Consider the following 26,793-nt stretch of genomic DNA (forward strand, 5'->3'; position numbering starts at 1 on the left):
CTTCTCTGGCCGCGGGGGGGGGGGGGGGGGGGGGCGCCCCCCCTCGCCTCTCCCCCCCCCGCGGGGGGGGGCGCGCGGGGGCGGCCCCCCCCCCCCCCCCCCGGCGCCCGGCTCAGTCGTCCTCGGCGTCCGGGCCGGCGACCTCGACGCCGTCGCCACGCACCACGTGGATGCAGTCGCCCGGGCACTCCTTCGCGGAGTCGATCACTTCGAGGCGCAGGTGCGCGGGCACGTCCACCCGGCTGCCCGGCGCCATCCGCAGCTCACCGTCGACGCCCTTGACGTACGCCAGGCCGTCGATGTCGAACTCGAACACCTCCGGCGCGTACTGCACGCAGAGCCCGTCACCCGTGCAGAGATCCTGGTCCACCCAGACCTGCAACTGGTCGGTCGCGACCTCGGCCACCGGTGCACCCCCCATGTTCTCCCGTACCAGCCTCCGACGGTACCCGAACGCCCGTACCGGCCCGCCAGGCCACCCTTGGCGATCAAGGTTCGGTGACGAGGGTGTTGCGTGGGACCGAATCGGGCTCATAGCGGCTAGTGTTAGGTCAGAACGTTCAAGCCCCCCGGGGAGGTGGGACGTGGCAGCACGCAGCGACGACGCGGACTCGCGCGCCGCACGGTGGGAGAAGGAAGCCCACGATCTCTCCACGCAGGTCGCGTTCCTTCAGGAGGAACTCGCCCTGGTGCGGCGGAAGTTGACCGAAAGCCCCCGACACGTCCGGCAGCTCGAAGAGCGGCTGGCGGCCACCCAGGCACAGTTGGCGCGGCTGACCGAGAACAACGACCGGCTGGTGAGCACCCTCAAGGAGGCTCGCACGCAGATCGTCACGCTCAAGGAGGAGATCGACCGGCTCGCGCAGCCGCCGAGTGGCTACGGAGTCTTCCTGGCCAAGCACGACGACGGGACGGTGGACGTCTTCACCGGCGGCCGCAAGCTGCGGGTCGCCGTCTCGCCCTCACTGGACGTGGACGAGCTGCGCCGCGGCCAGGAGGTCCTGCTCAACGACGCGCTCAACATCGTCGACGCGTTCGGGTACGAGCGGGTCGGTGAGGTCGTGATGCTCAAGGAGATCCTGGAGGGACCGAACGGCGGGCCGGGCGACCGGGCGCTGGTGGTCTCCCACTCCGACGAGGAGCGCATCGTGCACCTCGCCGAGACGCTCATCGGCTCGGCGATCCGGGCCGGCGACTCGCTCATGATCGAGCCCCGCTCGGCGTACGCGTACGAGCGGATCCCGAAGAGCGAGGTCGAGGAGCTGGTCCTGGAGGAGGTGCCCGACGTCGACTACGGCGACATCGGTGGCCTCCAGTCGCAGATCGAGCAGATCCGCGACGCGGTGGAGCTGCCGTTCCTGCACGCGGACCTGTTCCGCGAGCACCAGCTCCGCCCACCGAAGGGCATCCTGCTCTACGGCCCGCCCGGCTGCGGCAAGACGCTGATCGCCAAGGCGGTGGCCAACTCGCTGGCCAAGAAGATCGCCGAGCGCCAGGGCAAGGAGAAGCACACCAGCTTCTTCCTCAACATCAAGGGCCCGGAGCTGCTCAACAAGTACGTCGGCGAGACCGAGCGGCACATCCGGCTGATCTTCCAGCGGGCTCGGGAGAAGGCCGGCGAGGGCACCCCGGTGATCGTGTTCTTCGACGAGATGGACTCGATCTTCCGGACCCGCGGCTCCGGCGTCTCCTCCGACGTGGAGAACACGATCGTCCCGCAGCTGCTCAGTGAGATCGACGGCGTGGAGGGCCTGGAGAACGTCATCGTCATCGGCGCCTCCAACCGGGAAGACATGATCGACCCGGCGATCCTGCGCCCCGGTCGGCTCGACGTGAAAATCAAGATCGAGCGACCGGACGCCGAGGCGGCGAAGGACATCTTCTCCAAGTACATCCTCTCCGGGCTCCCGCTGCACCCGGACGACCTCGCCGAACACGGAGCCGACCCCCAGGCCACCGTCGCCGCGATGATCGACGCCGTGGTGCTGCGGATGTACTCCGAAACCGAGGAGAACCGCTTCCTCGAAGTCACCTACGCCAACGGTGACAAGGAAGTCCTCTACTTCAAGGACTTCAACTCCGGCGCGATGATCCAGAACATCGTCGACCGGAGCAAGAAGATGGCCATCAAGGAGTTCCTCACCTCCGGTCGCAAGGGCCTGCGCCTGCAGCACCTGCTCGACGCCTGTGTCGACGAGTTCCGCGAGAACGAGGACCTGCCCAACACCACCAACCCCGACGACTGGGCCCGCATCTCCGGCAAGAAGGGCGAGCGGATCGTCTACATCCGCACGCTCGTCTCCGGCGGCAAGGGCGCCGAGGCCGGCCGGTCCATCGAGACCGCCAGCAACACCGGCCAGTACCTCTGACGGTGACACCACCGGGGCCCGGGACGCGACGCGTCCCGGGCCCCGCCCGTACCACCGGCACGTCGCCGGCATCCCACACGAGCCCCACCTGACCCGGTACGCTGTGGCGCCCCCACCCTCCGACTTTCCGAGGATCCGCGTGCCGTCCGAGCTGACCGTCACCGACCCACCGGCACCTCCCGCGGTCAACCCGGACACCCCGCCGCCCGCCCGCCCCCACCGCCGGCTGCTCATCGCGCTGGCGGCAGCCTGGCTGGTTCCCGCGGTGGCGTACCCCCTGCACCTCGCCTGGCTGCTGCCCCCGCTCGTGCTGCTGGCCACCGCCAGCCTGCTGCGCGGCGGCCGCACCCTGCTCGACCGGCTCATGCTCGCTGTGCTGCTGCTCGTCGGCGCCACCACCATCGCCGGTCTGCTCTTCTCGGTCTGGCCCTGGGGTCTGCACCCCGTCGCGGTCACCGGCGCCGCGCTGACGGCACTCACTCTCATCGCGGCGGCCACCGGTAGACGTCCCACCCTGCCTCGCCCCGGCTGGACCGACCTGCTGCCGATCGTCGCCACCGTCGCCACCGTCGGCTACCTCACCCTGCCCTGGCTGCGCGCCTCCACCCTCGCCGGACGCCTCAGCCTGCTCGCCCTCGGCGAGGACAACTTCCGCCACGTCGCCCTCGTCGACGCCATCGGCCGGCACGGCGGGTACGTCTTCCTCGACCCGGCCGGTTCCCGGGACGACATCGTCTCGTTGCTCGTCCGCTATCCGCAGGGCTGGCATTTCACCACCGCGCTCCTCGACGCGCACCTGCGCTCGGCCACCGGCACTCCCAGCGGGGTCAGCAGCCTCACCCACTACGGATGGTGGTGCTTCGCCACCCTCGGCCTCCTCGTGCTCACGCTGTTCTGGGCCGCCCAGCGACTGTCCGGTCCGCAGCACCCGCTGCACCGGGTCGTCCTGACCATCGTCATCGGCGCCCTCGTCCTCGGCAGCCAACTGCCCCGCCTGCTGATCGCCGGCTACCCCAGCGAGGTGCTCGGGCTCGCCCTCGCCGTCGGGCTGACCGCGCTTGTCGTACGCCCCCTCGCCGGCAACCGGGAACAACTCGTCCTGCTCGGGGCCCTGCTCACCGGAATCGGCTTCACCTACTACCTGTACCTCCCCCCGGCCGGGCTGCTCGTGCTCGGCTGGCTCATCGCGCACCGCCGCGAGCTGACCCAGGTCCGCCGTACGCTGCTCGGCGTCGGCCTGCTCACCGCGCTTCTCGCCCCGCTGCCCCTGCTGCTCGGCATCCTCGGCGCCGGCCAGACCGAAGCGCTCGACGCGAAAGCCGGCCCGGAACTCGCCGAGGCGTGGCACGCCCTGCTCGGCCTCACCCCGATCGTGCTGATCGGCCTGGTGATCCAGGCCCGCCGCGCCGACCGCGCCTGGCGCCGTCACCTCGCGGCCGTGCTGGTGGCCGTCGGGTTCGCCCTCGCCATCGCCCTGGCCAACATCGTCGCCGGCGTCCAGCCCGCCTACTACTTCATGAAGGGCACACACCTCGCCCTCATCGGACTGATCGTCGGCACCGCCGCCCTGGTCCGGCTGCTGCCCGTCCCGTCCGGCGGCGAGCGCGGTGTCCGCGCCGCCGCGATCCCCGCGCTCGCCGCCGCCCTGGCCGTGCTCACCGTCGTGACCCTCTGCGGGCTCACCGGTTGGCGCGGCAGCGTGCTCGTGGTCGACAAGCAGAGCTGGACCCAGCTGTGGGTCCGGCACAGCGTCGACAAACCGTCGAGAGTGGCCCAGGTCTGCGCCGCCGCGTACCGCCGTCATCCCGTCCAACCGGGCACCGTCACCGTCGTGCTGGACCGGGGCGGCTACCGCGGCTACGTCGAGTCGATCTGCCTCTCCGCCCTGCAGGGCACCACCGCGCAGACGGAACGGGCCATCTATCTGCCGATGTTCGAGGAACCGGAGCGCACCCGCAAGATCCTGCGCGGTGCGCGCGGCCCGATCCGGCTGCTGATCAGCGACCCGTCCGCGCAGCGACGCGTCGACAAGCTGCTGACCAGGTACCCCGAGCTGCGCCCCCGGGTCACCACCGTGCCAATGATCATCAAGTACTGAACGCGGCGGGCGGGCCACGGGCCGACACCCGTAACCCGCCCACGCCGCCGTGCCCCCGTCCCCGAACAGTCGGACTACGCTCGACGTGACGGGGGACCGGGTCGGGCGAGCGAAGCGGGTAGGTCGATGAGCGTAAGACGGATCATGGGCACTGAGGTCGAGTACGGCATCTCCGTGCCCGGCCAGGCCGGAGCCAACCCGATGGTCACCTCGTCCCAGGTGGTCAACGCCTACGGGGCCCGGCCCGAGCTCAACCGGGGCGGGCGTGCCCGCTGGGACTACGAGGAGGAGTCGCCGCTGCGCGACGCCCGCGGCTTCACGTACTCCGGGGCCGCGTACGACCCCGCCGAGGCTCTCGCCGACGAGGACCTCGGCCTGGCCAACGTGATACTCACCAACGGCGCACGCCTCTACGTGGACCACGCCCACCCCGAATACTCCACACCCGAGGTCACCACCCCCCGCGACATCGTGCGCTGGGACAAGGCCGGCGAGCGGGTCATGGCCGAGGCGTCCCGCCGGGCCGCCACCATCCCCGGCAGCCAGCCGATCCACCTCTACAAGAACAACACCGACAACAAGGGCGCCAGCTACGGCGCCCACGAGAACTACCTGATGCGCCGGCAGACCCCGTTCGCCGACATCGTGGCGTACCTGACGCCGTTCTTCGTGACCCGGCAGATCGTCTGCGGCGCCGGCCGCGTCGGCATCGGGCAGGACGGCGGGCAGAGCGGCTTCCAGATCTCCCAGCGCGCCGACTTCTTCGAGGTCGAGGTCGGCCTGGAGACCACCCTCAAGCGGCCGATCATCAACACCCGCGACGAGCCGCACGCCGACGCCGACAAGTACCGCCGGCTGCACGTCATCATCGGCGACGCCAACCTCTCCGAGATCTCCACCTACCTCAAGGTGGGCACCACCGCGCTGATCCTCACCATGATCGAGGAGAAGGCGCTCGGCCCCGACCTCGGCATCGCCGACCCGGTCAGCGAACTGCGCGCGGTCAGCCACGACCCCTCGCTCACGCACCTCATGAGGCTGCGCGACGGCCGCCGGCTGACCGCCCTGGACGTGCAGTGGGCGTACCTGGAGCGGGTGCGGTCCTTTGTCGACGACCGCTACGGCACCGACGTCGACGAGCAGACCGCCGACGTGCTGGACCGCTGGGAGGACGTGCTGGACCGGCTCGGCCGCGACCCGATGCTCTGCGCCGACGAACTGGACTGGGTGGCCAAGCTGCGGCTGCTGGAGGGCTACCGGGAGCGGGAGAAGCTCGGCTGGGGCTCGCACAAGCTCCAGCTCGTCGACCTGCAGTACTCCGACGTACGCCCGGAGAAGGGCCTCTACAACCGGCTGGTCTCCCGCGGGGCGATGAAGACGCTGCTCACCGACGAGGAGACCCGCAGCGCCATGACCGAGCCCCCGGAGGACACCCGGGCCTACTTCCGTGGCCGCTGCCTCGCCCAGTACGCCTCCGAGGTGGTCGCCGCGAGCTGGGACTCGGTGATCTTCGACGTGGGCCGCGAGTCGCTGGTCCGGGTGCCGATGATGGAGCCGGAGCGGGGCACCCGCGCCCACGTCGGCGCCCTGTTCGACCGCTGCGCCAGCGCCAAGGACCTCCTGGAGACGCTGACCGGCGGCTGAACGCGGCGCCGATTGCCCGCTGTGCGCCGCAAGCCGGCGCGCAGCGGGCTTTTCGTCGTCCGAGCGAGGTAAGTTCATCGCAGACGATCGTGGAGGAGGCAGCAATGGCCACTCATGACAGCGGCGGCCAGTCGCAGTCCGGCAAGTCCCGCCAGGGCGAGGAGATCGAGGACGTCACCACGGAGGCCAACCCCGAGGTGGCTGAGCGGCACGCCGAGATCACCGAGGACGTCGACGACCTGCTCGACGAGATCGACTCCGTCCTCGAAGAAAACGCAGAGGAATTCGTGAGGGGTTATGTACAGAAAGGAGGTGAATGATACCACATGTCCGATTCGCCGGACGGTGCCGAGAAGGCATGTCCGCAGTGCAAGAGAGTGCTGGCCGGCACTGAGTTCCACCGTGACCGGCGGAGGAAGGACGGGCTGGCCTTCTACTGCAAGGTCTGCGCCGCCGCACGGTCGGAGGCAAGCCGTCGCAAGCGCGGTATTGCTCCGCAGCGGAGATCACCCAAGCCCGTCGGCGAAGGCCTCAAGTGGTGTCCGGACTGTGAGCAGATCAAGCCCCTGAACGACTTTCCCACCACCTCGACCAAGGCCAGTGGTCGGCACAGCTACTGCAAACCCTGCCACAACGCCCGTGGCAAAGAGACGGCGCAACGACTCTACGGCGGCACACGCGAGTACCACCTCCAGCAGCGGTACGGCATCGGGGAGAAGGAGTTTCAGGAGCTCCTGGCCGAGCAGGGCGGGGTCTGCGCGATCTGTGGCGGCGCGGACCCGCAACATCTGGACCACGATCATCGCACCGGGTGGGTGCGCGGGATACTCTGCTTCAACTGCAACGGTGGTCTTGGCCAGTTCCGTGACAGTCCTACGAGGCTGGCCAGGGCGATCACGTACCTGAGAGGAACCACGTGGCAGCGGGCTTTGATCCATCCGGGCGTCTACCAGATGTGTTCACCAACGCGGGGACGTCCTCCTTCACCACGTTTCTGAGCCGGGTGGCGCCCGAGATGCTGCCCGGTCGTCGGCCGCTGCCGCCGGGCATGGCCGCCGACCTGGCGCCGCACGCGACCACCATCGTGGCGATCTCGGCCGCCGGTGGCGTGGTGATGGCCGGCGACCGACGGGCCACCATGGGCAACCTGATCGCCCAGCGTGACATCGAGAAGGTGCACCCCGCCGACGCGTACTCGCTGGTCGGCATCGCGGGCACCGCGGGCATCGGCATCGAGCTGATGCGACTGTTCCAGGTGGAGCTGGAGCACTACGAGAAGATCGAGGGCGCGATGCTCTCGCTCGACGGCAAGGCCAACCGGCTGGCGTCGATGATCCGGGGCAACCTGGGCGCGGCCATGCAGGGGCTCGCCGTGGTGCCGCTGTTCGCCGGCTTCGACCTGGCCGCCGCCGACCCGGCGCGGGCGGGGCGGATCTTCAGCTTCGACGTGACGGGTGGCCCGTACGAGGAGACCGGGTACGACGCGATCGGCTCGGGCTCGCTCTTCGCGAAGTCGGCGCTGAAGAAGCGTTTCCGGGCGGGCCTGTCCGTGGACGACGCGACCCGGCTCGCGGTCGAGGCGCTCTACGACGCGGCCGACGACGACACCGCGACCGGCGGACCGGACCTGACCCGCCGGATCTATCCGGTGGTGATGACCGCTACCGCCGAGGGCACCCGCCGGTTGACCGACACCGAGACGGCGGCGATCGCCGAGGGTGTGGTCGCCGGCCGGATGGAGAACCCGGGCGGATGAGCCCCGTCCACCCCCACCAGTCCGCAGTCGTCAGCACAGCGCCGTAAGGAGAACCGCCGCCGTGGCCATGCAGTTCTACGCCTCGCCCGAACAGATCATGCGCGACCGCTCCGAGCTGGCCCGCAAGGGCATCGCTCGGGGTCGCAGCGCCGTGGTCCTGAGCTACTCCGGCGGGGTGCTCTTCGTCGCGGAGAACCTCTCCAGCGCCCTGCACAAGGTCAGCGAGATCTACGACCGGATCGGCTTCGCCGCCGTCGGTCGGTACAACGAGTTCGAGAACCTGCGCCGGGCCGGGGTGCGGATGGCCGATCTGAACGGCCTGAGCTACGACCGGCGCGACGTCACCGGGCGGGCGCTTGCCAACGCGTTCGCGCAGACGCTCGGCGCGATCTTCACCGAGCAGTCCAAGCCGTTCGAGGTGGAGATCTGCGTCGCGGAGGTCGGGGCGACTCCGGACGACGACGAGCTGTACCGGCTCACCTATGACGGGTCGGTCAACGACGAGCCGGGTCGGATGGCCATGGGTGGTCAGGCCGAGGCGATCACCGGTGTGCTGAAGTCGCAGCACCGGGCGGACATGTCCCTCGGTGAGGCGGCCCGGGTGGCGGTGCAGGCGTTGAGCACCGTCGGTGGTGAGGGCGGCGCGGCCCGCACGATCGCCGCGAACCAGCTCGAGGTGGCGGTGCTGGACCGCCAGCGGGTGGGTCGTACGTTCCGCCGGATCACGGGCGCGGCGCTGACGGCGCTGCTGGACGGCGATGTCGCGGCAGCGGAGGAGCCGGCCGAGGCGGGCGGGCCGGACACGCCGGCGCAGCCGACCACGGAGGCGCACAAGCCGACGACGTCGGCGGGCTCCGCAGACCTGGAGGACAAGCCGGCGGACGGCAAGTAGGACGGGTCATGTCGGCGGGCGGCCAGTTCCCGGGCCGCCCGCCGCTTTGCGTTCCCCGCCCGGCCCGGCCGCGGGTCCTGTGCCGCGGGCGGGCCGGTACGTCGGCCGCTGGCGATACGCAGCGGGCGTGGGCGGCGCGGGGTCAGAGCCCTCCGGTCACCCCGGGCGTGACGGCCTCGCGGTGCGGGACGTCGGTGGGGGTCGTGCCGCCGGCGCGGGTGCCGCGCAGCAGGGCGGCCATCGTCGCGGCGACCACCACGGAGCCGATGGCGTAGCCGAGCTCGACCCGTAGCGCGGTGGCGACCGGGGCGAGGGTGGCGACGACCAGCGCGGCCACGCCGACGGCCCAGGCGACGGCCTGCGCCCGGTGCCGGTCGAGGGCGAGCAGCGCCTGGCCGAGGACCATCGCCCAGAGGTAGGCGAGGGTGGCTGCCGCGAGCCAGGCGAAGTCGCCGTGGCCGAGGACGTCGGGCGCGTCGAACAGGGTCTGCACCAGCCACGGGCCGAGCAGGACGGCGAGCACGGCGCCGGTGAGGCCGAGCGCGGTGACGACGCCCAGGGCCCGGCGCAGGAGGCCGTTGAAGGCGGTGCGGTCGCCGGTGGTGGCGGAGGTGGCGAGACCCGGGAGCAGGGACGCCTGCAGCGACGCGAAGACGAACAGCGGGATCCGGACCAGCACCAGCGCGGAGAGCAGGGCGCCGGCGGTGGCCACGTCGGACGGGTCCAGCACCTTGACGTTGATCACGCCGATGTTGACGACGACCTGGGAGAGCAGGCTGGACGCGATGAGCAGACCGAGGCCGCGCAGGAACGAGGCCCAGGCGACGGGGACGCCGCCGCCGATGACCCGCAGGACCGGTGGGGCGGTGACCGCCACGCCGATCAGCGGCGCGGCGATCAGCACCGCGCCGAACCAGACGGGGGAGGTGACGCCGGTCAGACCGAGCAGGGCGACCAGGACGATGCGCAGGCCGCCGTCGACGCCGAGCTGGGCGCCGTACCAGGGGAACAGTTGCAGGCCGGAGAGCACGCCGCGGGTGGTGTGTGCGACGGCGAGCGCGGCGAGCGACCCGATCAGCACGGTGACCATGTCGTTGTCACCGGCGAAGAGCCGGTCGGCGAGCGGCGCCCGGGCGATGACGATCAGCGCGACGATGGCTATGAGCAGACCGAGGGCCAGGGCGGCCCCCCGGGCCAGCACGGGCCCGGGGGTGAGGCCCTGACTGTGCCGGCCGGCGACGAGGCGGGCGACCTCCTGCTCGACGGGCATGAACAGGCCGATGCCGAGCGTGAAGACGATCGTCCAGAGCGCCGCGAGCGACGAGTAGTCCGCCTCGGTGAGGCTGTGCCCGGCGACGGCCAGGTGGACGTAGGAGGCGAGCCCCAGCAGGGCCAGGCCGGCGCCGACGGCGACGGTCCCCGGTGGGACGAGACTCAGGAGCCGGCGGATCACCGGCGAATGAGCGCCAACGTGAGCACGGCGAAGGCGCGACCGAGGTAGATCATTGCCTTGGCCGGGGAGTGGCTGGGAGTGCCCGCCATCCGCTTGCGCATGGCCACCGGCACCTGGCGGATGGTGTAGCCCCGCCGGGCGGTGTGCACAAGCGTCTCGACCGTGTCGCCCAGGTACTCCACCGGGTACCAGGTGGCGAACATGTCGATCACCCGGCGGTTGGCGGCCCGGAAGCCGGAGGTGGTGTCGGTGAGCTTGGTGCGGGCGACACGCGAGAGGACGCCGGAGAGCATGACCATGGCCCAGCGGCGGGGGCCGCGGACGCTGTAGTCGCCCTCGCCGGCGAACCGGGCGCCGATCACCAGGTCGGTCTCGTCGAGCAGGTCGACGAGCTTCGGCACGTACCGGGGGTCGTGCTGGCCGTCGGCGTCGATCTGGATGGCCACGTCGTAGTCGTGGTCGCGGGCGTACCGGTAGCCCAGGCGCATGGCGCCGCCGACGCCGAGGTTGTACGGCAGCTTGGCGACCCGGGCGCCGGCCGCCGCGGCGACGGCGGCGGTGCGGTCGGTGGAGCCGTCGTCGACGACGAGCACGTCGACGCCGGGCAGTTCGCCGCGGACCTCGCCGACGACGTCGGCGATCGAGCCGGACTCGTTGAGCGCGGGGATGATGATCAGGACCCGCTTGCCGTTAACCATCGTGCGACACCAGTTCGTCTCGGGCCGCCCGGTCCGCGTCGATCTCGGCGCGCAGGAGGGCGAAGTCTTCTGCCAGGGTGCGGGTCTCTTCCTCCAGGGCGCTGACCTCCCAGCTGAGGTGCACGCAGACCAGCAGGAGGAAGACGATGCCGAGGAAGAGCACGAGGCTCACGCCGGACTGGACGCCGAGCAGCTCGGCGACGTTGTCCAGCAGGCGGGGGAAGAGCGACAGCGGAATGACGATCACCAGGACGCCGAGCCAGAGCATGCCGTACTTCTCGCGGAGCTGCCGGCGGCGCAGCAGCTCGACGATCGTGGCCAGCAATATCAGGCCGGTCAAGCCGGTGACGAGGGTGAGCTTCATGCGACCTTCCACGGGGCGGGTGGAGCGGCGGAGGCGAACGCGGCGGCCAGGGTGGTGTGCCAGCCCGTGAGGGGTGGCAGACCCGCGGCGGCCCAACGGCCGTGCCCTAGCACACTGTACGCCGATCGGGGGATGGAACGGGGGAACCGATCGTTGGTGATCGCCCGGGTCATGCGGTCGGCGCCGCCTTCAGCGGCTCCCACCAGGCCCGGTTGTCGCGGTACCACTGCACGGTCTGCGCCAGACCGTCGGTGAGGTCGATGCTCGGGGCGTACCCCAGCTCTTGGTTGATTTTGGTGATGTCCAGCGAGTAGCGGCGGTCGTGGCCCTTGCGGTCGGTCACCGGGACGACCCGGTCCCAGCCGGCGCCGCAGGCTTCCAGCAGCAGACCGGTCAGCTCCTTGTTGGTCAGCTCGGTGCCGCCGCCGATGTTGTAGACCTCGCCGGCGCGGCCCTTCTGCTGGACCAGCGCGATGCCCCGGCAGTGGTCGTGCACGTGCAGCCAGTCGCGGATGTTGCCGCCGTCGCCGTAGAGCGGAACGGTGCCGCCGTCGAGCAGGTTGGAGACGAACAGCGGGATGACCTTCTCGGGGAACTGGTACGGCCCGTAGTTGTTGGAGCAGCGGGTGACCACCACGTCCATGCCGTGGGTGCGGTGGTAGGCCAGGGCGAGCAGGTCGGAGCCGGCCTTCGAGGCCGAGTACGGCGAGTTCGGCGCGAGGGGCCAGGTCTCCGTCCAGGAGCCCTCGTCGATCGACCCGTACACCTCGTCGGTCGACACGTGCACGAAGCGGCCGGTGCCGTGGCGCAGCGCCGCGTCCAGCAGCGTCTGGGTGCCGAGCACGTTGGTGGTGACGAACGGCGCGGCTCCGGCGATCGAGCGGTCGACGTGCGATTCCGCCGCGAAGTGCACGATCACGTCGTGCCCGGCGACCACCTCGTCGACCACACCGGGGTCGCAGATGTCGCCCTGCACGAAGCGCAGCCGCGGGTCGTCGCGCACCGGGTCGAGGTTCGCCAGGTTGCCCGAGTAGGTGAGCTTGTCGAGCACGGTCACGCCGGCGGGGTCGACCGCGGGCACGCCCGAGGCGGTGCCACCAGGCACGCCCAGCAGCATGCGGACGTACTCTGAACCGATGAATCCGGCACCGCCGGTGACGAGGATCCTCACGGGTCCAGGAGTGTACGCGAAGCGGTGGGCCGGCTGTCGGCGGCGACCACCGACATGCCGACGGGCTGGTAGCGGCTAAGCTCCCCCGGTGCGCGGAATCCTACTCGCCGGCGGCACCGGTTCCCGGCTCTGGCCGATCACCCGGGCAGTGTCCAAGCAACTGATGCCGGTCTTCGACAAGCCGATGATCTACTACCCCCTCTCCACCCTGGTGATGTCCGGGGTGCGGGAGATCCTGGTGATCACCACACCGGAGGACCAGGACCAGTTCCGCCGGTTGCTCGGCGACGGCAGCCAGTTCGGGCTGCGGCTGGAGTACGTCACGCAGGCCCGCCCGGAGGGCATCGCCCAGGCGTTCGTGCTGGGCGCGGACTTCATCGGTGACGAGTCGGTGGCGCTGATCCTCGGCGACAACATCTTCCACGGCGTCGGCCTGGGTCGGCAGCTCGCCGCCCACGGCGACCTGGTCGGCGGCCGGGTGTTCGCGTACCCGGTGGCCAACCCGCAGGAGTACGGGGTGGTGGACTTCGACGCCGAGGGGCGGGTGCTCTCGATCGAGGAGAAGCCGGCCCGGCCGAAGTCCCGCTTCGCGGTGCCCGGCCTGTACTTCTACGACAACCGGGTGGTCGACATCGCCGCCAAGCTCACCCCGAGCGCTCGCGGCGAGCTGGAGATCACGGCGGTCAACGAGGCGTACCGGGAGACCGGCGAGCTGTCCGTCACCCTGCTCGACCGGGGCACGGCCTGGCTGGACACCGGCACGTTCGCCTCGATGATGCAGGCCGGCGAGTTCGTCCGGGTGATCGAGGAGCGGCAGGGCCTGAAGATCGGCTGTGTCGAGGAGGTGGCCTGGCGGGCCGGCCTCATCGACGACGATCAGCTGCGCGCGCTCGCCGAACCGCTGGTCAAGAGCGGCTACGGCGACTACCTGTTCGGGCTGCTGGCCGAGAAGAACGAAGCGCGGGTGGGCCGATGAAGATCCGGGAGCTGGGCATCGAGGGCGCCTGGGAGATCACCCCCCAGCAGCACGGCGACCCGCGCGGCATGTTCATGGAGTGGTACCGCTTCGACCACCTCGCCGAGGCGGTGGGGCACCCGCTGCGGCTGGCCCAGGCCAACCTGTCGGTCTCGGCGCGCGGCGTGGTGCGCGGCGTCCACTTCGCCGACGTGCCGCCCGGGCAGGCCAAGTACGTGACGTGTGTGCGCGGCGCGGTTCTCGACGTGATCGTGGACCTGCGGGTCGGCTCGGCGACCTTCGGCCGGTGGGAGGGCGTCCGGCTGGACGACACCGACCGGCGGGCGGTCTACCTCAGCGAAGGGCTGGGGCACGGATTCTGCGCGCTGACCGACGACGCGACGCTGAGCTACCTCTGCTCGGCCACGTACAACCCGACCGGCGAGCACGCGGTGCACCCGCTGGACGAGGAGCTGGGCATCGAGTGGCCCGCCGACGTCCCGCTGCTGTCCGCCCGCGACGACGCCGCGCCGACCCTGGCGCAGGCCCGCGAGCGCGGCCTGCTGCCGGAGTACGACGCCTGCCGGCGGTTCGTGGCCAGTCTCGGGCCGGACGGAATGTCGCACTCAGCCGGTATGTGACCACCCCCGAAGCACGACCTGTGGTGTGACAGTGACGAACCGGGCCTCCGGGCGGCTAATGTCACACCATGGAGCGGCGAATCTTCGGCCTCGAGACCGAGTACGGCGTCACCTGTACCTATCGCGGGCAGCGGCGGCTGTCCCCGGACGAGGTCGCGCGGTATCTGTTCCGTCGCGTCGTGTCCTGGGGCCGGTCGAGCAACGTGTTCCTGCGCAACGGGGCCCGTCTCTACCTAGACGTCGGGTCGCATCCGGAGTACGCGACACCGGAGTGCGACTCGGTGACCGACCTGGTGGCCCACGACCGGGCCGGCGAGCGGATCCTGGAGGGGCTGCTCGTCGACGCGGAGAAGCGGCTGCACGACGAGGGCATCGCAGGTGAGATCTACCTGTTCAAGAACAACACCGACTCGGCCGGCAACTCGTACGGCTGCCACGAGAACTACCTGGTCTCGCGGCACGGCGAGTTTGGCCGGCTCGCTGACGTGCTCATCCCGTTCCTGGTCACCAGGCAGTTGATCTGTGGGGCCGGCAAGGTCCTGCAGACTCCGCGTGGCGCGGTCTACTGCCTGTCCCAGCGAGCCGAGCACATCTGGGAGGGCGTCTCCTCGGCGACGACCCGCAGCCGACCGATCATCAACACCCGCGACGAGCCGCACGCCGACGCCGAGCGCTACCGGCGCCTGCACGTGATCGTCGGCGACTCGAACATGAACGAGGTCACCACGCTGCTCAAGGTCGGCACCGCCGACATCGTGCTGCGGATGATCGAGGCCGGGGTCGTCATGCGGGACCTGTCGCTGGAGAACCCGATCCGGGCGATCCGCGAGGTGTCGCACGACATCACCGGGCGGCGCAAGGTGCGGTTGGCCTCCGGCAAGGAGGTCAGCGCGCTGGACATCCAGCAGGAGTACCTGGCCAAGGCCACCGAGTTCGTCGAGCGCCGCGGCGGCGACCAGGCCGCCAAGCGGGTCGTCGAGCTGTGGGGCCGGGTGCTCAACGCGGTGGAGAGCGGTGACCTGGAGCCGGTCTCGCGGGAGATCGACTGGGTCAGCAAGCTGCGGCTGATCGAGCGCTACCAGCGTAAGCACGACCTGCCGCTGTCGCACCCCCGGGTGGCGCAGATGGACCTGGCGTACCACGACGTGCGCCGTGGGCGGGGCCTCTACGGGCTGCTGGAGCGTCGCGGCGAGGTGGACCGGGTGGCCACCGACCCGGAGATCTTCGAGGCCAAGGAGACCCCGCCGCAGACCACACGGGCGCGGCTGCGCGGCGAGTTCATCCGGCACGCCCAGGAGAAGCGGCGCGACTTCACCGTCGACTGGGTGCACCTGAAGCTCAACGACCAGGCACAGCGCACCGTGCTCTGCAAGGACCCGTTCCGGGCGTACGACGAGCGGGTGGAGCGGTTGATCGCCAGCATGTGACGGGTGTGCCGGCCCCGGCGGTGGTGTGCCGCCGACGGGGCCCGCCGGCCCGGTAGGCTGGGCGCGCCATGACGACTTCTGAACCATCCGACCGTTCCGAGCGCTCCGGGCGCGGCGCCGAGCGGCAGAACTGGGTCGAACGCCGGCGGGAGAAGATCCGCGCCGAGATCGACCGCAACCGGCGCGGTGAGTACACCGTGCCGACGTGGGTGCTGGCCCTGGCGCTGGTGCTCATCGTGGGCGGCTGGCTCGCCCTGATCTTCCTCGCCTGATCCCGCCCCGCGCTGTCGCGCGAGCGGTGTCCGTTGCTGACCCACCCGCGCTGTCGCGGGAGCGGTGTTCGTCGGTGACCCTCCCGGGGCCAGAGGTTGGCCCGGCCGGGTCGCGTCGACGGGTATCCGCCGACGTCGCCGTCGCGGGCGGGTCCGCCCGCCCACTGCGCCGACGACACCGGGACGCGACGACGCGGGAGGCGATCATGGACGACGACCGGACGGTGCCGCAGCCGGAACGCGGTGGGGGAGGCTGGCAGGACCCCGGGCCGCGCGACGTGGTCCGGGACCGGCAGAACCCCGATCTGCTGACCCCGCCGAGCACGGACGCGGGGACACTGCCCAACCTGCGGTTCTCGTTCTCCGACGCGCACGCCCGCGTGCAGGGCGGCGGTTGGACCCGCGAGGTGACCGTACGGGAGCTGCCGGTCGCCACCGAGCTCAGCGGCGTGGACATGGCGCTGGAACCGGGCGGGTACCGGGAGCTGCACTGGCACAAGCAGTCCGAGTGGGCGTACGTGTCGCGCGGCAGCGCCCGGATCAGCGCCGTCGACCAGGAGGGCCGCAACTTCCTCGACGACGTACGCGCCGGTGACCTGTGGTTCTTTCCGCAGGGGGTGCCGCACCACATCCAGGCGCTCGACGAGGGCGTGGAGTTCCTGCTCGTCTTCGACGACGGCGCGTTCACCGAGAACAGCACGTTCCTGATCAGCGACTTCTTCGCGCACACCCCGAAGGACGTGCTGGCCAAGAACTTCGGGTGGCGGCCTGAGCAGCTCGACTCGATCCCGGAGCGGGAGAAGTACATCTTCGCGGGGCAGGTGCCGCCGCCGCTGGACCGCGACAAGGTGGTCAGCCCGAGCGGGGACGTGCCCCGCAGCCTGAGCCACCGGCTGCTCGCGCAGCAGCCGCAGCGGTTCGCGGGCGGCCAGGTCCGCATCGCCGACGTCACCCAGTTCCCGGCGGCCACCGCGATCTGCGCCGCGCTGGTCGAGGTCGATCCGGGCGAGCTGCGCGAGCTGCACTGGCACCCGACCGACGACGAGTGGCAGTACTACCTCTCCGGCCACGGCCGGATGGGCGTGTTCGCCAGTCAGGGCGTGGCGGGCACCTTCGACATGCGCTCGGGTGACGTCGGGTACGTGCCGTTCGCCTACGGCCACTACATCGAGAACCTCGGCACCGAGCCGCTGGTCTTCCTGGAGATGTTCCGCAAGCCCCGGTTCGGGTGATCCGCTGACCCGACCGTCACCCTCCCACCCAGGTCCCGCCCGCGTCCCACCCCGGTCCCGCCCGGGGTTGATCATGAAGTTATTGCCCGCCCGCCCGGCGTGTCGGGGCAATAACTTCATGATCAACGCAGGTGGGCGGTGGGTCGGGGTCAGGTCAGGGGAGGTGGGTGGTGGCGTGGCGGCCGGCTGCGGCGGCGGACACGAAGTAGGCGTGGTCGGCGTCGAGGTTGCGGCCCATCGTGGACAGCGGCACGGCGCTGGCGCGCAGCGCGGCGTCCAGGCCGGCGGTGGGCACTCGGACGATCCGGTGTCGGGCCGTCAGCGGCGCCAGCGCCGCGTCGACCTCGGCCGCGAGGGCCGGGTCCAGGTCGTCGGGCACGACCAGCTCCGCCGGGGCGAGGGCCACCCGGCCGTACGCGGTGAGGCTGTGGTGCGACACGCCCCGGTGTCGGGGGCGGGGGTCGGCGTCGGAGATGCGCAGTGAGCCGACCGGCCGGCCGCCGAGCGTGGCGATCGCGTTGACGGCCTCGCCGACGGCGACGCCGGAGAAACCCCACCGGGTGCCGGTGCCCAGGTTGCCGGGCCCCTGGGCCACGATCGCCACGTCCGCGTCCAGCACGTGGCGGGCGGCGAGCAGGCCGCCGTGCAGGGTGGTGGCCTCCAGGTCGCCGCCGAACGCCTGCCCGACGGTGATCGTCCCGGCCAGCTCGTCGCGCAGCCCGGCGAGCGTGCGGGAGAACCAGGCCGGCAACGCCCCGCCGTCGGTGAGCAGGTACGCCACCCGGGCGTGCGGGGCCTCGGCCCGGATGCCGGCCAGAATCGCCGGCAGCGCCGAGTGCAGGTCGGCGGTGACCACCGGCATCCCACCCAGGTCGTCGGCGTCGGCCAGCAGGGCGCGGTGCGGGCTGGCCTCCTCGTCGACGCCGAGCAGGATCGGCTGCAACGGGGTGTAGCGGGCCTTGACCAGGTGCCCGGCGTCGCGGGTGTCACCGGCGTCCGGCGGGTCCGGCGGCAGCCGGTCCGGCAGGGCCACCACGAGGGCGTACCCGCCGGTGCCCAACCCCATCAGCAGCGCACCGGCGTTGAGCAGCACCCGGTCACCCGGCTCGGGCGTGCCGACCAGCTCGGGATAGGCCAGCGCCCGCATGCGCGTGCCGTCGGGCAGGTCGACCTCGAGTTCCACCGCCCCGGTCCACTGCCGCCGCAGCGCCGCCACCGTCCCCGTCCGCCATCGCACCATGACGGGCACGCTAGCCGCGCGGACCAGCCGGCCCGCGCTCGGGTCGGCCCGCCCCTCAGGCGGGGTCGGGCTCGCCGCCGGCGTCCGCGCTCGGCCTGGCCTGGGTGTCGCGCGCCCGCCCGGCGGCTCCCGGCAGCGAGCGGGTCGGGTCGAGGAAGACGTAGCGGATCTCCGGGTACCGGCCGGTGAGCCGCCGCTCGGCCTCGTCGGCGGTGGCCTCGATGGCCGCGCCGGTGGCCTCGTCACGGAAGTCGACCTTCGCGGCGACGAGGATGTCGTCCGGGCCGAGCTGCATCGTCAGCAGGGTGTCGATGCGCTCGACCTCGGGCAGCCCGGCCAGGTCGCGTTCGATCTCGCGGCGCAGCCGCTCCGGGACGGCCCGGCCGACCAGCAGCGACAGGTTGTTGCTGGCCAGGATCCCGGCGACGGCCAGCAGCAGCAACCCGATCAGGATCGACGCGATGCCGTCCCACACCTCGTCGCCGGTGGCCTGGGACAGGCCGACGCCGAGCGCGGCCAGCAGCAGGCCGATCAGGGCCGCGCTGTCCTCCAGGAAGACCGCCTTGACGGTGGTGTCGGCGGTCAGTCGCAGGAACCGGCGGGGTGTGGTGTCCCAGCGCTGGGACTCGCGGCGGACCTGCCGCACGGCCCGGGCCAGCGAGATCGACTCGATGACGAACGACACCGCGAGGACGATGTACGAGATCAGATAGTTGCCGCTGTGCTCGTGCACGAGGATGGTGGTGACACCGTGGGTGACGGCGAAGCCGGCGCCGGCCACGAAGGTGAACATGGCGGCGAAGAACGCCCAGACGTAGCTCTCCTTGCCGTACCCGAAGGGGTGTCGTTGGTCGGCCGGGCGGGCCCCGCGGCGCAGCGCCTGGAACAGCAGCACCTCGGTGGTCGTGTCGGCGACCGAGTGCGCCGCCTCGGAGAGCATCGCGGCCGACCCGGAGATCAGCCCGGCGACCAGCTTGGCGATCGCGATGGCGAGGTTGGCGGCGCCCGCGACGACCACGGTGCCGACGCTCTCGCTCTCGGTATTCATCTCGCCCTGCGACATGAGGGCAACACTATGGCCGCGGGCGGCGACGCGCCGGGGGAGGGGTCCGATCCGAACAAGTGTGCGGCACGCCCGCGTGGGTGCACGCCTGCGCCGCGTCGGCTGCTAGCGTCTACCCGTGTCGCGGACCCGCACCGAACGCCTGGTCAACCTGGTGATCTGCCTCCTGTCCACGCGACGGTTCCTGACCGCCGCGCAGATCGCCGCGACCGTGCCCGGCTACGAGCACGACCCCGACGACGCGCGCGACCACGAGGCGTTCCAGCGCAAGTTCGAGCGGGACAAGGCCGAGCTGCGCGAGCTGGGCGTCCCGCTGGAGACCGGCACGGCCAGCGTCTTCGACGCCGAGCCCGGCTACCGCATCGCCCACCGCGAGTACGCGCTGCCCGACATCCCCCTGGAGCCCGACGAGGCCGCCGCGGTCGGCATCGCCGCCCGCCTGTGGCAGCACGCCGGGCTGGCCGCCGCCGCGTCGTCCGGGCTGGCCAAGCTGCGCGCCGCCGGGGTGGACGTCGACCCGCAGGCCACCCTCGGCATGGAGCCGATGGTCACCGTCGATCCCGCGTTCGCGCCGCTGACCGCCGCCGCGCGGGACCGCCGCGAGGTCGGGTTCGACTACCGGGTGCCCGACCGGGACGCCCCCAGCCGCCGCCGGCTGCAACCGTGGGGCGTGGTCTGCTGGCGCGGGCGGTGGTACGTGGTCGGCCACGACCTGGACCGCGCGGCGACCCGCTGCTTCCGCCTGTCCCGGGTGGTCGGCGCGGTCCGGGTGACCGGCGCACCCGGCGCGTACGAGCCGCCGGCCGGCGTAGACCTGATCAGCCACGTGGCCCGCTGGTCCGGGCCGGTGGAGCGCACCGGCCGGGCCACCGTGCTGGCGACGCCCGGGCGGGCCGCCGGCCTGCGCCGCTGGGCGGTGGAGGTGACCGCCGGGCCGGACGGCGACCAGCTGGTCCTGCCGTACGCCGACCCGGACTCTCTGGCGGGCCAGCTCGTCGGGTACGGCCCGGACGTGCGGGTGCTCGACCCGCCGGAGGTCCGCGAGGCGGTCATCCAGCGGCTCAAGGAGATCGCCGTCCGGCACGACGAGCTGACCGTCTCCGGGGGGGCCCGGTGACCCGCCCGGCCGCCCGCGGCGGTTCCCGGGCCTCGGCCGACCGACTGGCGCGGCTGCTCAACCTGGTTCCCTACCTGCTGGCCCGGCCCGGCATCGAGATCGCCGAGGCGGCCGGTGACCTGGGCGTCACCGAACGACAGCTCCGGGAGGACCTGGAGCTGCTGTGGGTGTGTGGGCTGCCCGGTTACGGCCCCGGTGACCTGATCGACATGGCGTTCGACGGCGACCGGGTGACCATCACCTACGACGCCGGCATCGACCGGCCGCTGCGGCTCACCCCCGACGAGGCCCTCGCGCTCGTGGTGGCGCTCCGGATGCTCGCCGAGACCCCGGGCGTGGCCAACCGGGAGGCCATCGAGCGGGCCCTCGCGAAGATCGAGGACGCCGCCGGTGACCTGGTGGGTGCACCGGTCGCGGTCCGGCTGCCCGGGGACACCCGGCGGGTCGAGGCGCTGCGCTCGGCCGTGGAGGGCGGAAAGGCGCTGCGGATCACCTACTACACGGCGGCCCGGGACGAGACCACCGAGCGCGTCGTCGACCCGCTGCGGATGCTGATGGTCGGCGGCCGGGCGTACGTGGAGGCGTGGTGCCGGCGCGCGGAGGCGGTCCGGCTGTTCCGGGCCGACCGGATCGACGCGATCACCGAACTGGACGAGCCGGCCACCGTCCCGCCGCAGGCTGTCCCGCACGACCTCACCGAGGGTGTCTTCCGGCCGTCGCCCGACCTGCCGCTGATCACACTGCGGATCGGGCGGGGCGAGCGGTGGATCACCGAGTACTACCCGTGCGAGCGGGTCGAGGCCGGCGACGGCGACCAGTGGCTCGTCTCGCTGCGGGTGACCGACCTGGGCTGGGCGCGGCGGTTCGTGCTGGGCCTCGGCCCGGACGTCACAGTGGTCGCCCCGGTCGAGCTGGCCGAACAGGTCCGGGCGACAGCCGCCGCCGCGCTCGACGCGTACGCCGTGCCGGCGGCTGTTCCCCGGCGTGCGCCGGCCGATTCCGTGCCGGCCGGCGTGCCGTCGGGCGATCCGGCGGTGGCCGCCCGCACCCAGTAGGCTGACCGGCGTGCTGATCTGGATCGTGCTCGCGGTGGTGCTGCTCCCGCTCGTGGCGCTCGCGCTGGCCGTCCGCCCGGTGCTGAGCCGGCTGCCCCAGCTGCGCCGCGCCGCGGTGGCGTTGCAGCGGCGGGCCACTGAGGCGGAGGCGCTCCGGGAGACCGCCGAGGCGTTGCAGCAGCGCGCCGAGGGTGTCCAGCGCCAGCTCGACACCGCCCAGCAGCGACTCGCCGTGATCAAGGCCAAGCGCGGCTGACCGACCTCTGTCGGCCACCGTCGTCCCCCGGCCGGGTGGCGATGGTTGACTGATCATCGCGGTTGGTCAAGACTTCACCGGCCGGGCCCTGATCATCATCCCCGGCAGGTGGCATTCGGTCCATCCACACGTACGATGGGCTGCGTATCACCCCCCGGACACAGAGCGACTGGAGCTTCTCATGGGTGCCCTCAAGCCGTGGCACATCGCAGTTCTCGTGGTTGTGCTGATCCTGCTCTTCGGTGCGAAGCGGCTTCCCGACGCGGCCCGCTCGCTGGGTCGCTCGCTGCGGATCATCAAGGCCGAGACCAAGAGCCTGCAGGACGACGACCGCGACCTGGCCGAGAAGGCCGACGCGCAGGCCGGCTACCAGCCGCTGCCGCCGCACGCCGGCCAGCAGGCGCCGTACGCCGGGCAGCCGCAGCAGGCGCCGTACCAGCAGGCGCCGGCGCAGCAGCCGGTCGTCGACCCGGTGCACCGCGTCCGCGACAACTGACCGAAGGGCCCCACCACCGTGGCCTTCGCCCTGCGTAAGCGCGGCCCGAGCACCTTCGAACGGGCCGCCGACGGCTCGATGACGCTCATCGAGCACGTCCGTGAGCTGCGCAACCGTCTCTTCCGCGCGTCGCTGGCAATCATGATCGGCTTCGGCTTCGGTATCTGGCTGGCCGAGCCGGTCCGGGTGCTGCTGTCGAAGCCGTACTGCGATCTGCCCGGGTCGGTCGACCCGGAGACCAACAAGTGCCTGTTCGTCCAGCTCGGTCCGGCGGACGTCTTCCTGCTGAACCTGAAGATCGGCCTGTGGGTGGGCCTGATCATCGCGGCGCCGATCTGGCTCTACCAGCTCTGGGCGTTCATCGCGCCCGGGCTACACCGGCACGAGCGGCGCTACGCCTACGCCTTCACGGCCCTGGCGGCACCGCTCTTCGCCGCCGGCGCGGTGCTGGCGTTCTTCGTCACCGCCAAGGGCCTCGAGTTCCTGATGAACGTGTCCGGCGACGACATCTCGACCACCCTGGAAGTCACCCGCTACATCTCGTTCGTCACCAACCTGATCCTGCTGTTCGGTGTGGCGTTCGAGTTCCCGCTGGTCGTGCTGATGCTCAACTTCGTCGGCCTGGCGAGCGCGAAGCGGCTGCTCAGCTGGTGGCGGGTGGCGATCTTCGTGTTCTTCGCGTTCTCCGCCGTGGTCACCCCCACCCCGGACCCGTTCGGGATGACCGCCCTGGCGGTCTGCCTCTCCGCGCTCTACTTCGGCGCGGTGGGCGTCGCGTTCATCAACGACAAGCGGCGTGGGCGGGGCAAGGAAATCTACGCCGGTCTCGACGACGACGAGGTCTCGCCGCTGGAGTTCGACACGGACCCGGTCGTGGCCGGGCAGCGGGTCGACGCGACCGCGCCGATCGGTGCGCCCGAGCCGATCGCGAAGCCGGCGCCCATCGAACGCCGCTACGACGACATGACCTGACGGCCCCGCGCCGCCGGAGTCCACCGACGCCGTCCCCGCCTGCCGGGGGCGGCGTCGTCGCGTCAGCGGCCCCGTCAGACGCTCACCCCACGCGCCGGCGGTGAGACTGATCGTGACGTCGGCCGCCCCTGGTGAACGGCGGGTGTCCGACCGGTACGGTGCTGCCCGTGACCGCAGACGATCACCTGCCCGGCCCGCCCACCGACGGGCCGGTCGAGCGCACCCCGCCCGCCCGCGACTCGGTCGACCGCGCCCGGGACGAGGGTGGCCCGGTGGCCGTGCTCGCCAACCCCACGGCCGGTCGGGGGCGGCACCGGGCGCTGCTGCCCCGACTGCTGGACGGGCTGGCCGCCGCCGGCCGCCCGGTCCGGTTGCTGTCGGCGTCCAGTCCGGACGAGGCGGAGGCGGCGTGTCGTACCGCGATCGCCGACGGCGTCGGCGCGCTGGTCGCGATCGGCGGGGACGGCACCGTACACCGGGCCATGCAGGCCGCCGCCGGCACCGACGTGCCGTTCGGGCCGGTACCGGCCGGCACCGGCAACGACTTCGCCCTCGACACCGGCTTTCCGGCCGATCCCGTCGCCGCCGTGGCGGTGATCGCCGAGGCGCTGCGCGCCGGCCGGACCCGCGTCGTCGACCTGGCCCGGATGACCGGCGCCGACGGGGCCGAGCGCTGGTACGGCGCCGTCCTCGCGGCGGGCTTCGACGCGATCGTCAACGAGCGCGCCAACCGGATGCGCTGGCCGCGCGGCCCCCGCCGGTACGACCTGGCGATCGTGGTCGAGCTGGCCCGGCTCCGGCCCCGCCGCTACACGCTGCGCCTGGACGGGGTGCCGCACGAGATGGACGCGGTGCTGGTGGCGGTGGGCAACTGCCCGACGTACGGCGGTGGGATGCGGATCTGTCCCGAGGCCGATCCGACCGATGGGCTGCTGGACGTGGTGGTGGCCGGTCGGGTCGACCGGCGGACCCTGATCCGGGTCAAGCCGCGCATCTACCAGGGCACCCACGTGAGCCACCCGCTGGTGAGCAGCTACCGGGCCCGCACCGTGGAGTTGGCCGCCGACGACATCGTCACGTACGCCGACGGGGAACGCTCGCTGCGCCTGCCGGTGACGATCACTGCCGTGCCGGGGGCGCTGCGACTGCTGCTCTGACCCGTACCGCGCCGATGCTGGCGGCGATGACCAGCACGATGGCGGCGCATTCCAGCAGCGTCAGCGCCTGCCGCAGCACTAGCCATCCGGCGAGGGTGGCGATGGCCGGGCCGAGGCTCATCAGCACCGCGAAGGTGGCGGTGGGCATCCGGCGCAGCGCCAGCAGCTCCAGGGTGTACGGGAGCCCGGAGGCGAGCACCGCGAGGGCGGTGCCCAGCGCCAGCACCCTCGGGTCGAGCAGGACGGCGCCGCCGTCGACGATGCCCAGCGGCAGGGTGACCAGCGCGGCGAGGGTCAGTGCGAGGGCCAGCCCGTCCGCGCCCGGGAACCGGCCGCCGACCCGCGCGCTGAGCACGATGTACGCCGCCCACATCGCGCCCGCGCCGAACGCGAAGGCCACCCCCGCCGGGTTGAGCCGGTCGAAGCCGCCCTGCCCGAGCAGCGCCACCCCGGCCAGCGCGAGCCCCGCCCAGCACCAGCTCGCCAGCCGACGGGCGGTGAACACCGACAGCGCCAGTGGGCCGAGCACCTCCAGGGTCACCGTCGGGCCGAGCGGGATCCGCTCGATGGCCTGGTAGAACAGCGAGTTCATGCCGGCCAGGGCCAGCCCGAACGCGCCGGCCGCGAGCCAGGCCGAGCGGTCGTACCCGCGCAGCCGGGGCCGGCACACGACGAGCAGCAGCACCGCCGAGATCGTCAGCCGCAGGGTGACCGCCCCGGCCACCCCGGTACGCGGAAAGAGCAGCGCGGCCAGGGCGGAGCCGAACTGCACCGAGAGCGCCCCGCCGAGCACCAGCCCCACGGCGAGGACGCCGCCGCGGCGCTGCGGGGGCGCGTCGGCCGGGCGCGGTGCGGGCAGCAGGGTCTCTGTCACGAGCACGACGCTAGGCGGTCAGCCCGCAGTGCTCTCCGGCGGTGTCGACCGTCGGGAAGAACGCGAGCCGCGTCGCCCGGCTGGTGGCGAGCGGGTCGCGCTTCGGGGATACGAGAGCGTCGATGGGCCAGCTATCCTGCTCGGACCGGTATTGATCCACAGTTGGGAGCTGGCATGCGCCTCGCCATGGTCACGGTCTCCGCTTCGCCGCGAGGGCACGCCCGGCACTGATCGGGCGCCGCCGGAGATCACCCCCGGGGGTCTGGTGCTCCTCGCCGCGGAGCGGTCCCACGACGACCGTTTCCTTCCCTGGCTCGAGGAGCTCTTGTGCGTGCCCTTATATCCGCGCGTCTCGGCGCGGACTTCACCAAACTGTGGACCGCTGCGGCGGTGTCCAACGTCGGCGACGGTGTCACCATGGCCGCCGGCCCGCTGCTGGTCGCCTCCGTCAGCGACAACCCGGCCCTCATCGCCGGCGCCGTCTTCGCGCAGCAACTGCCCTGGCTGCTGTTCGCCCTGGTCAGCGGTGCCTACGTCGATCGGCTCGACCGTCGCCGTCTGGTCGTGGTCGTCAACCTCGCCCGCGCCGCGGCCCTGGTGGCGTTGTCGATGACCATCGCGACCGGAACCGTCTCGGTGGCCGTCATCTACGCGGTGCTCTTCCTTCTGGGTACGGGCGAAACCCTCGCGGACACCGCGCTGGGTGCCCTGCTCCCGGCGGTGGTCGCCCCGGAGGAACTGCCGCGCGCCAACGCTCGGCTCTACGCGAGCTTCACCATCGGTAACCAGTTCGTCGCGAAGCCGCTGGGCGCGTGGTTGTTCGTCGTCGCGGCGGCGGTGCCGTTCGGGGTCGACGCGCTCACCTTCGCGACGTCCGCAGCGCTGATCGCGGGCATCCGGCGCGTCCCCGTCGTTGGCGATCCGCCTCGGCGGGCCTCGCTGCGTGCCGAGGTCGCCGCCGGCGTGCGGTGGTTGTGGCGGCACCGACTGCTGCGGACCCTCGCCGTGAGTATGGGACTGGGCAACATCGCGTTCGGTGCCGCGTTCGCCGTGTTCGTGCTCTACTGCCGGGAGCGCCTGGGTGTATCCGCCGTCGGCTACGGATTTCTGTTGTCCGCCTTCGCGGTCGGCGGCCTGGTCGGCACCGCAGTCGCCACGATGCTCACGCGCGCGCTCGGCAGCGCCACCGTGTTGCGTGCCGGCCTGGTGATCGAGGTCGTGACGCACGTGTGCCTCGCGACCACGACGACACCCTGGGTCGCCGCCGTCGTGCTGGTCGTGTTCAGCATCCATGCCATGGTGTGGGGCATCACCGTCACCTCGGTCCGGCAACGGGTCGTGCCTGCGCACCTGCGCGGCCGGGTCGGCAGCGTGTACGCATTGCTGGATCTCGGCGGCGCGGCGCTGGGCTCGCTCCTCGGCGGCCTGTTCGCCAGCGCCTGGGAGATCACCACACCGTTCTGGGTCGCCGCCGTCGCGATGGCGGCGATCGCCGCCATCGCCTGGCGGCCCCAGGGGAGATCGGAAGAGCGTGGGGGAGGGAAAGAGGGTATATGTGTGGGTGTAGATAGAGGTGGTGGGCGGGTGATTT

General features: G+C 71.9%; 27 protein-coding genes. 19 read left to right on the forward strand and 8 right to left on the reverse strand.

Annotated features, from left to right (window positions below):
• Window positions 1-112: 112 nt before the first annotated feature.
• Complete coding sequence (locus ABZU53_RS30065; protein WP_039908212.1) at window positions 113-406, reverse strand: ferredoxin; 294 nt, start codon at window positions 404-406, stop codon at window positions 113-115.
• A 178-nt stretch (window positions 407-584) separates the two neighbouring features.
• Between ABZU53_RS30065 and arc the strand changes: the two genes are divergently transcribed.
• From arc to prcA, 7 genes are all read left to right on the forward strand, one after another.
• On the forward strand, window positions 585-2,369 hold the full coding sequence (gene arc, locus ABZU53_RS30070; RefSeq protein ID WP_266242043.1) for a proteasome ATPase: 1,785 nt from the start codon (window positions 585-587) through the stop codon (window positions 2,367-2,369).
• 139 nt (window positions 2,370-2,508) lie between these two features.
• The gene (locus tag ABZU53_RS30075; RefSeq protein WP_355068950.1) at window positions 2,509-4,467 is read left to right on the forward strand and encodes a hypothetical protein; all 1,959 of its coding nucleotides are present in this window, start codon (window positions 2,509-2,511) and stop codon (window positions 4,465-4,467) included.
• A gap of 126 nt (window positions 4,468-4,593) precedes the next feature.
• On the forward strand, window positions 4,594-6,111 hold the full coding sequence (gene dop, locus ABZU53_RS30080) for a depupylase/deamidase Dop (RefSeq protein ID WP_354863300.1): 1,518 nt from the start codon (window positions 4,594-4,596) through the stop codon (window positions 6,109-6,111).
• Between the two features lie 104 nt (window positions 6,112-6,215).
• Entirely contained in the window at window positions 6,216-6,431 is a 216-nt protein-coding gene (locus ABZU53_RS30085) for a ubiquitin-like protein Pup (RefSeq protein WP_088948111.1), read from the forward strand.
• A gap of 6 nt (window positions 6,432-6,437) precedes the next feature.
• The gene (locus tag ABZU53_RS30090) at window positions 6,438-7,109 is read left to right on the forward strand and encodes an endonuclease VII domain-containing protein (protein ID WP_355068952.1); all 672 of its coding nucleotides are present in this window, start codon (window positions 6,438-6,440) and stop codon (window positions 7,107-7,109) included.
• A complete protein-coding gene (prcB, locus tag ABZU53_RS30095; protein ID WP_234581940.1) occupies window positions 7,028-7,867 on the forward strand; it encodes a proteasome subunit beta in 840 nt (279 codons plus the stop codon). Before ABZU53_RS30090 ends, prcB begins: the two co-directional genes overlap by 82 nt.
• A 61-nt stretch (window positions 7,868-7,928) precedes the next feature.
• The gene (gene prcA / locus ABZU53_RS30100) at window positions 7,929-8,759 is read left to right on the forward strand and encodes a proteasome subunit alpha (RefSeq protein WP_354862553.1); all 831 of its coding nucleotides are present in this window, start codon (window positions 7,929-7,931) and stop codon (window positions 8,757-8,759) included.
• A gap of 142 nt (window positions 8,760-8,901) precedes the next feature.
• Here prcA and ABZU53_RS30105 read toward each other — a convergent pair whose 3' ends face one another.
• From ABZU53_RS30105 to rfbB, 4 genes are all read right to left on the reverse strand, one after another.
• Window positions 8,902-10,212 (reverse strand): polysaccharide biosynthesis protein, encoded by a 1,311-nt coding sequence (locus tag ABZU53_RS30105; RefSeq protein WP_355068953.1) that lies wholly within the window; start codon window positions 10,210-10,212, stop codon window positions 8,902-8,904.
• The gene (locus ABZU53_RS30110) at window positions 10,209-10,910 is read right to left on the reverse strand and encodes a glycosyltransferase family 2 protein (protein ID WP_007459917.1); all 702 of its coding nucleotides are present in this window, start codon (window positions 10,908-10,910) and stop codon (window positions 10,209-10,211) included. The genes ABZU53_RS30105 and ABZU53_RS30110 overlap by 4 nt, the downstream gene beginning before the upstream one ends.
• Complete coding sequence (locus ABZU53_RS30115; RefSeq protein WP_354862556.1) at window positions 10,903-11,274, reverse strand: DUF2304 domain-containing protein; 372 nt, start codon at window positions 11,272-11,274, stop codon at window positions 10,903-10,905. Before ABZU53_RS30115 ends, ABZU53_RS30110 begins: the two co-directional genes overlap by 8 nt.
• 169 nt (window positions 11,275-11,443) lie before the next feature.
• Window positions 11,444-12,445, reverse strand: a complete 1,002-nt coding sequence (gene rfbB, locus ABZU53_RS30120) for a dTDP-glucose 4,6-dehydratase (RefSeq protein ID WP_355068955.1) — start codon at window positions 12,443-12,445, stop codon at window positions 11,444-11,446.
• 88 nt (window positions 12,446-12,533) lie between these two features.
• On the opposite strand from rfbB, the gene rfbA reads away from it, so the two are divergent.
• From rfbA to ABZU53_RS30145, 5 genes are all read left to right on the forward strand, one after another.
• Window positions 12,534-13,421, forward strand: coding sequence for a glucose-1-phosphate thymidylyltransferase RfbA (rfbA, locus tag ABZU53_RS30125; protein WP_354862559.1), 888 nt, complete (start codon window positions 12,534-12,536; stop codon window positions 13,419-13,421).
• Complete coding sequence (gene rfbC / locus ABZU53_RS30130) at window positions 13,418-14,041, forward strand: dTDP-4-dehydrorhamnose 3,5-epimerase (RefSeq protein WP_355068957.1); 624 nt, start codon at window positions 13,418-13,420, stop codon at window positions 14,039-14,041. Before rfbA ends, rfbC begins: the two co-directional genes overlap by 4 nt.
• A gap of 68 nt (window positions 14,042-14,109) precedes the next feature.
• Entirely contained in the window at window positions 14,110-15,468 is a 1,359-nt protein-coding gene (pafA, locus tag ABZU53_RS30135; protein WP_234581936.1) for a Pup--protein ligase, read from the forward strand.
• A gap of 68 nt (window positions 15,469-15,536) precedes the next feature.
• On the forward strand, window positions 15,537-15,740 hold the full coding sequence (locus tag ABZU53_RS30140; protein WP_354862562.1) for a hypothetical protein: 204 nt from the start codon (window positions 15,537-15,539) through the stop codon (window positions 15,738-15,740).
• Window positions 15,741-15,946: 206 nt separating this feature from the next.
• Entirely contained in the window at window positions 15,947-16,972 is a 1,026-nt protein-coding gene (locus ABZU53_RS30145; protein WP_354862564.1) for a cupin domain-containing protein, read from the forward strand.
• 154 nt (window positions 16,973-17,126) lie between these two features.
• Here the strand turns inward: ABZU53_RS30145 and ABZU53_RS30150 are convergent, their stop codons facing one another.
• The gene (locus ABZU53_RS30150; RefSeq protein ID WP_355068959.1) at window positions 17,127-18,212 is read right to left on the reverse strand and encodes a DUF3866 family protein; all 1,086 of its coding nucleotides are present in this window, start codon (window positions 18,210-18,212) and stop codon (window positions 17,127-17,129) included.
• A gap of 55 nt (window positions 18,213-18,267) precedes the next feature.
• On the reverse strand, window positions 18,268-19,275 hold the full coding sequence (locus tag ABZU53_RS30155; RefSeq protein WP_354862721.1) for a cation diffusion facilitator family transporter: 1,008 nt from the start codon (window positions 19,273-19,275) through the stop codon (window positions 18,268-18,270).
• A gap of 118 nt (window positions 19,276-19,393) precedes the next feature.
• Here ABZU53_RS30155 and ABZU53_RS30160 point away from each other — a divergent pair, with 118 nt between their 5' ends.
• The 6 genes from ABZU53_RS30160 to ABZU53_RS30185 all read left to right on the forward strand — a co-directional run bounded on the left by ABZU53_RS30160 (window position 19,394) and on the right by ABZU53_RS30185 (window position 24,328).
• Window positions 19,394-20,392, forward strand: coding sequence for a WYL domain-containing protein (locus ABZU53_RS30160; protein WP_354862723.1), 999 nt, complete (start codon window positions 19,394-19,396; stop codon window positions 20,390-20,392).
• A complete protein-coding gene (locus ABZU53_RS30165; protein WP_354862724.1) occupies window positions 20,389-21,447 on the forward strand; it encodes a YafY family protein in 1,059 nt (352 codons plus the stop codon). Before ABZU53_RS30160 ends, ABZU53_RS30165 begins: the two co-directional genes overlap by 4 nt.
• A gap of 10 nt (window positions 21,448-21,457) precedes the next feature.
• Window positions 21,458-21,703, forward strand: a complete 246-nt coding sequence (locus tag ABZU53_RS30170) for a hypothetical protein (protein ID WP_354862726.1) — start codon at window positions 21,458-21,460, stop codon at window positions 21,701-21,703.
• Window positions 21,704-21,884: 181 nt separating this feature from the next.
• Window positions 21,885-22,199, forward strand: a complete 315-nt coding sequence (gene tatA / locus ABZU53_RS30175; protein WP_007459946.1) for a Sec-independent protein translocase subunit TatA — start codon at window positions 21,885-21,887, stop codon at window positions 22,197-22,199.
• Between the two features lie 18 nt (window positions 22,200-22,217).
• Entirely contained in the window at window positions 22,218-23,171 is a 954-nt protein-coding gene (gene tatC / locus ABZU53_RS30180; protein WP_355068960.1) for a twin-arginine translocase subunit TatC, read from the forward strand.
• A 272-nt stretch (window positions 23,172-23,443) separates the two neighbouring features.
• Window positions 23,444-24,328: a diacylglycerol kinase family protein gene (locus ABZU53_RS30185; protein ID WP_355068966.1), complete on the forward strand. Its 885-nt coding sequence runs from the start codon at window positions 23,444-23,446 to the stop codon at window positions 24,326-24,328.
• On the opposite strand, the gene ABZU53_RS30190 is transcribed toward ABZU53_RS30185, so the two are convergent.
• Window positions 24,291-25,208 (reverse strand): EamA family transporter, encoded by a 918-nt coding sequence (locus tag ABZU53_RS30190; protein WP_355068962.1) that lies wholly within the window; start codon window positions 25,206-25,208, stop codon window positions 24,291-24,293. The two genes, ABZU53_RS30185 and ABZU53_RS30190, sit on opposite strands and share 38 nt — an antisense overlap.
• 321 nt (window positions 25,209-25,529) lie before the next feature.
• Between ABZU53_RS30190 and ABZU53_RS30195 the strand changes: the two genes are divergently transcribed.
• Window positions 25,530-26,793 (forward strand): MFS transporter (locus ABZU53_RS30195; RefSeq protein WP_355068964.1); only part of this gene is annotated, 1,264 nt, incomplete at its 3' end.

Origin of the sequence: Micromonospora sp. NPDC005194 (assembly GCF_040608335.1) — a bacterium.
GTDB lineage: Bacteria > Actinomycetota > Actinomycetes > Mycobacteriales > Micromonosporaceae > Micromonospora.

What these genes read in the sequence shown, in the direction of transcription:
- pafA (WP_234581936.1), top strand. Translation starts at nt 14,110, where the DNA reads ATGGAGCGGCGAATCTTCGGCCTCGAGACCGAGTACGGCGTCACCTGT.
- ABZU53_RS30085 (WP_088948111.1), top strand. Translation starts at nt 6,216, where the DNA reads ATGGCCACTCATGACAGCGGCGGCCAGTCGCAGTCCGGCAAGTCCCGC.
- ABZU53_RS30090 (WP_355068952.1), top strand. Translation starts at nt 6,438, where the DNA reads ATGTCCGATTCGCCGGACGGTGCCGAGAAGGCATGTCCGCAGTGCAAG.
- ABZU53_RS30110 (WP_007459917.1), bottom strand. Translation starts at nt 10,910, where the DNA reads ATGGTTAACGGCAAGCGGGTCCTGATCATCATCCCCGCGCTCAACGAG.
- ABZU53_RS30115 (WP_354862556.1), bottom strand. Translation starts at nt 11,274, where the DNA reads ATGAAGCTCACCCTCGTCACCGGCTTGACCGGCCTGATATTGCTGGCC.
- ABZU53_RS30155 (WP_354862721.1), bottom strand. Translation starts at nt 19,275, where the DNA reads ATGTCGCAGGGCGAGATGAATACCGAGAGCGAGAGCGTCGGCACCGTG.
- ABZU53_RS30145 (WP_354862564.1), top strand. Translation starts at nt 15,947, where the DNA reads ATGGACGACGACCGGACGGTGCCGCAGCCGGAACGCGGTGGGGGAGGC.
- ABZU53_RS30140 (WP_354862562.1), top strand. Translation starts at nt 15,537, where the DNA reads ATGACGACTTCTGAACCATCCGACCGTTCCGAGCGCTCCGGGCGCGGC.
- ABZU53_RS30150 (WP_355068959.1), bottom strand. Translation starts at nt 18,212, where the DNA reads ATGGTGCGATGGCGGACGGGGACGGTGGCGGCGCTGCGGCGGCAGTGG.
- rfbC (WP_355068957.1), top strand. Translation starts at nt 13,418, where the DNA reads ATGAAGATCCGGGAGCTGGGCATCGAGGGCGCCTGGGAGATCACCCCC.
- dop (WP_354863300.1), top strand. Translation starts at nt 4,594, where the DNA reads ATGAGCGTAAGACGGATCATGGGCACTGAGGTCGAGTACGGCATCTCC.
- tatA (WP_007459946.1), top strand. Translation starts at nt 21,885, where the DNA reads ATGGGTGCCCTCAAGCCGTGGCACATCGCAGTTCTCGTGGTTGTGCTG.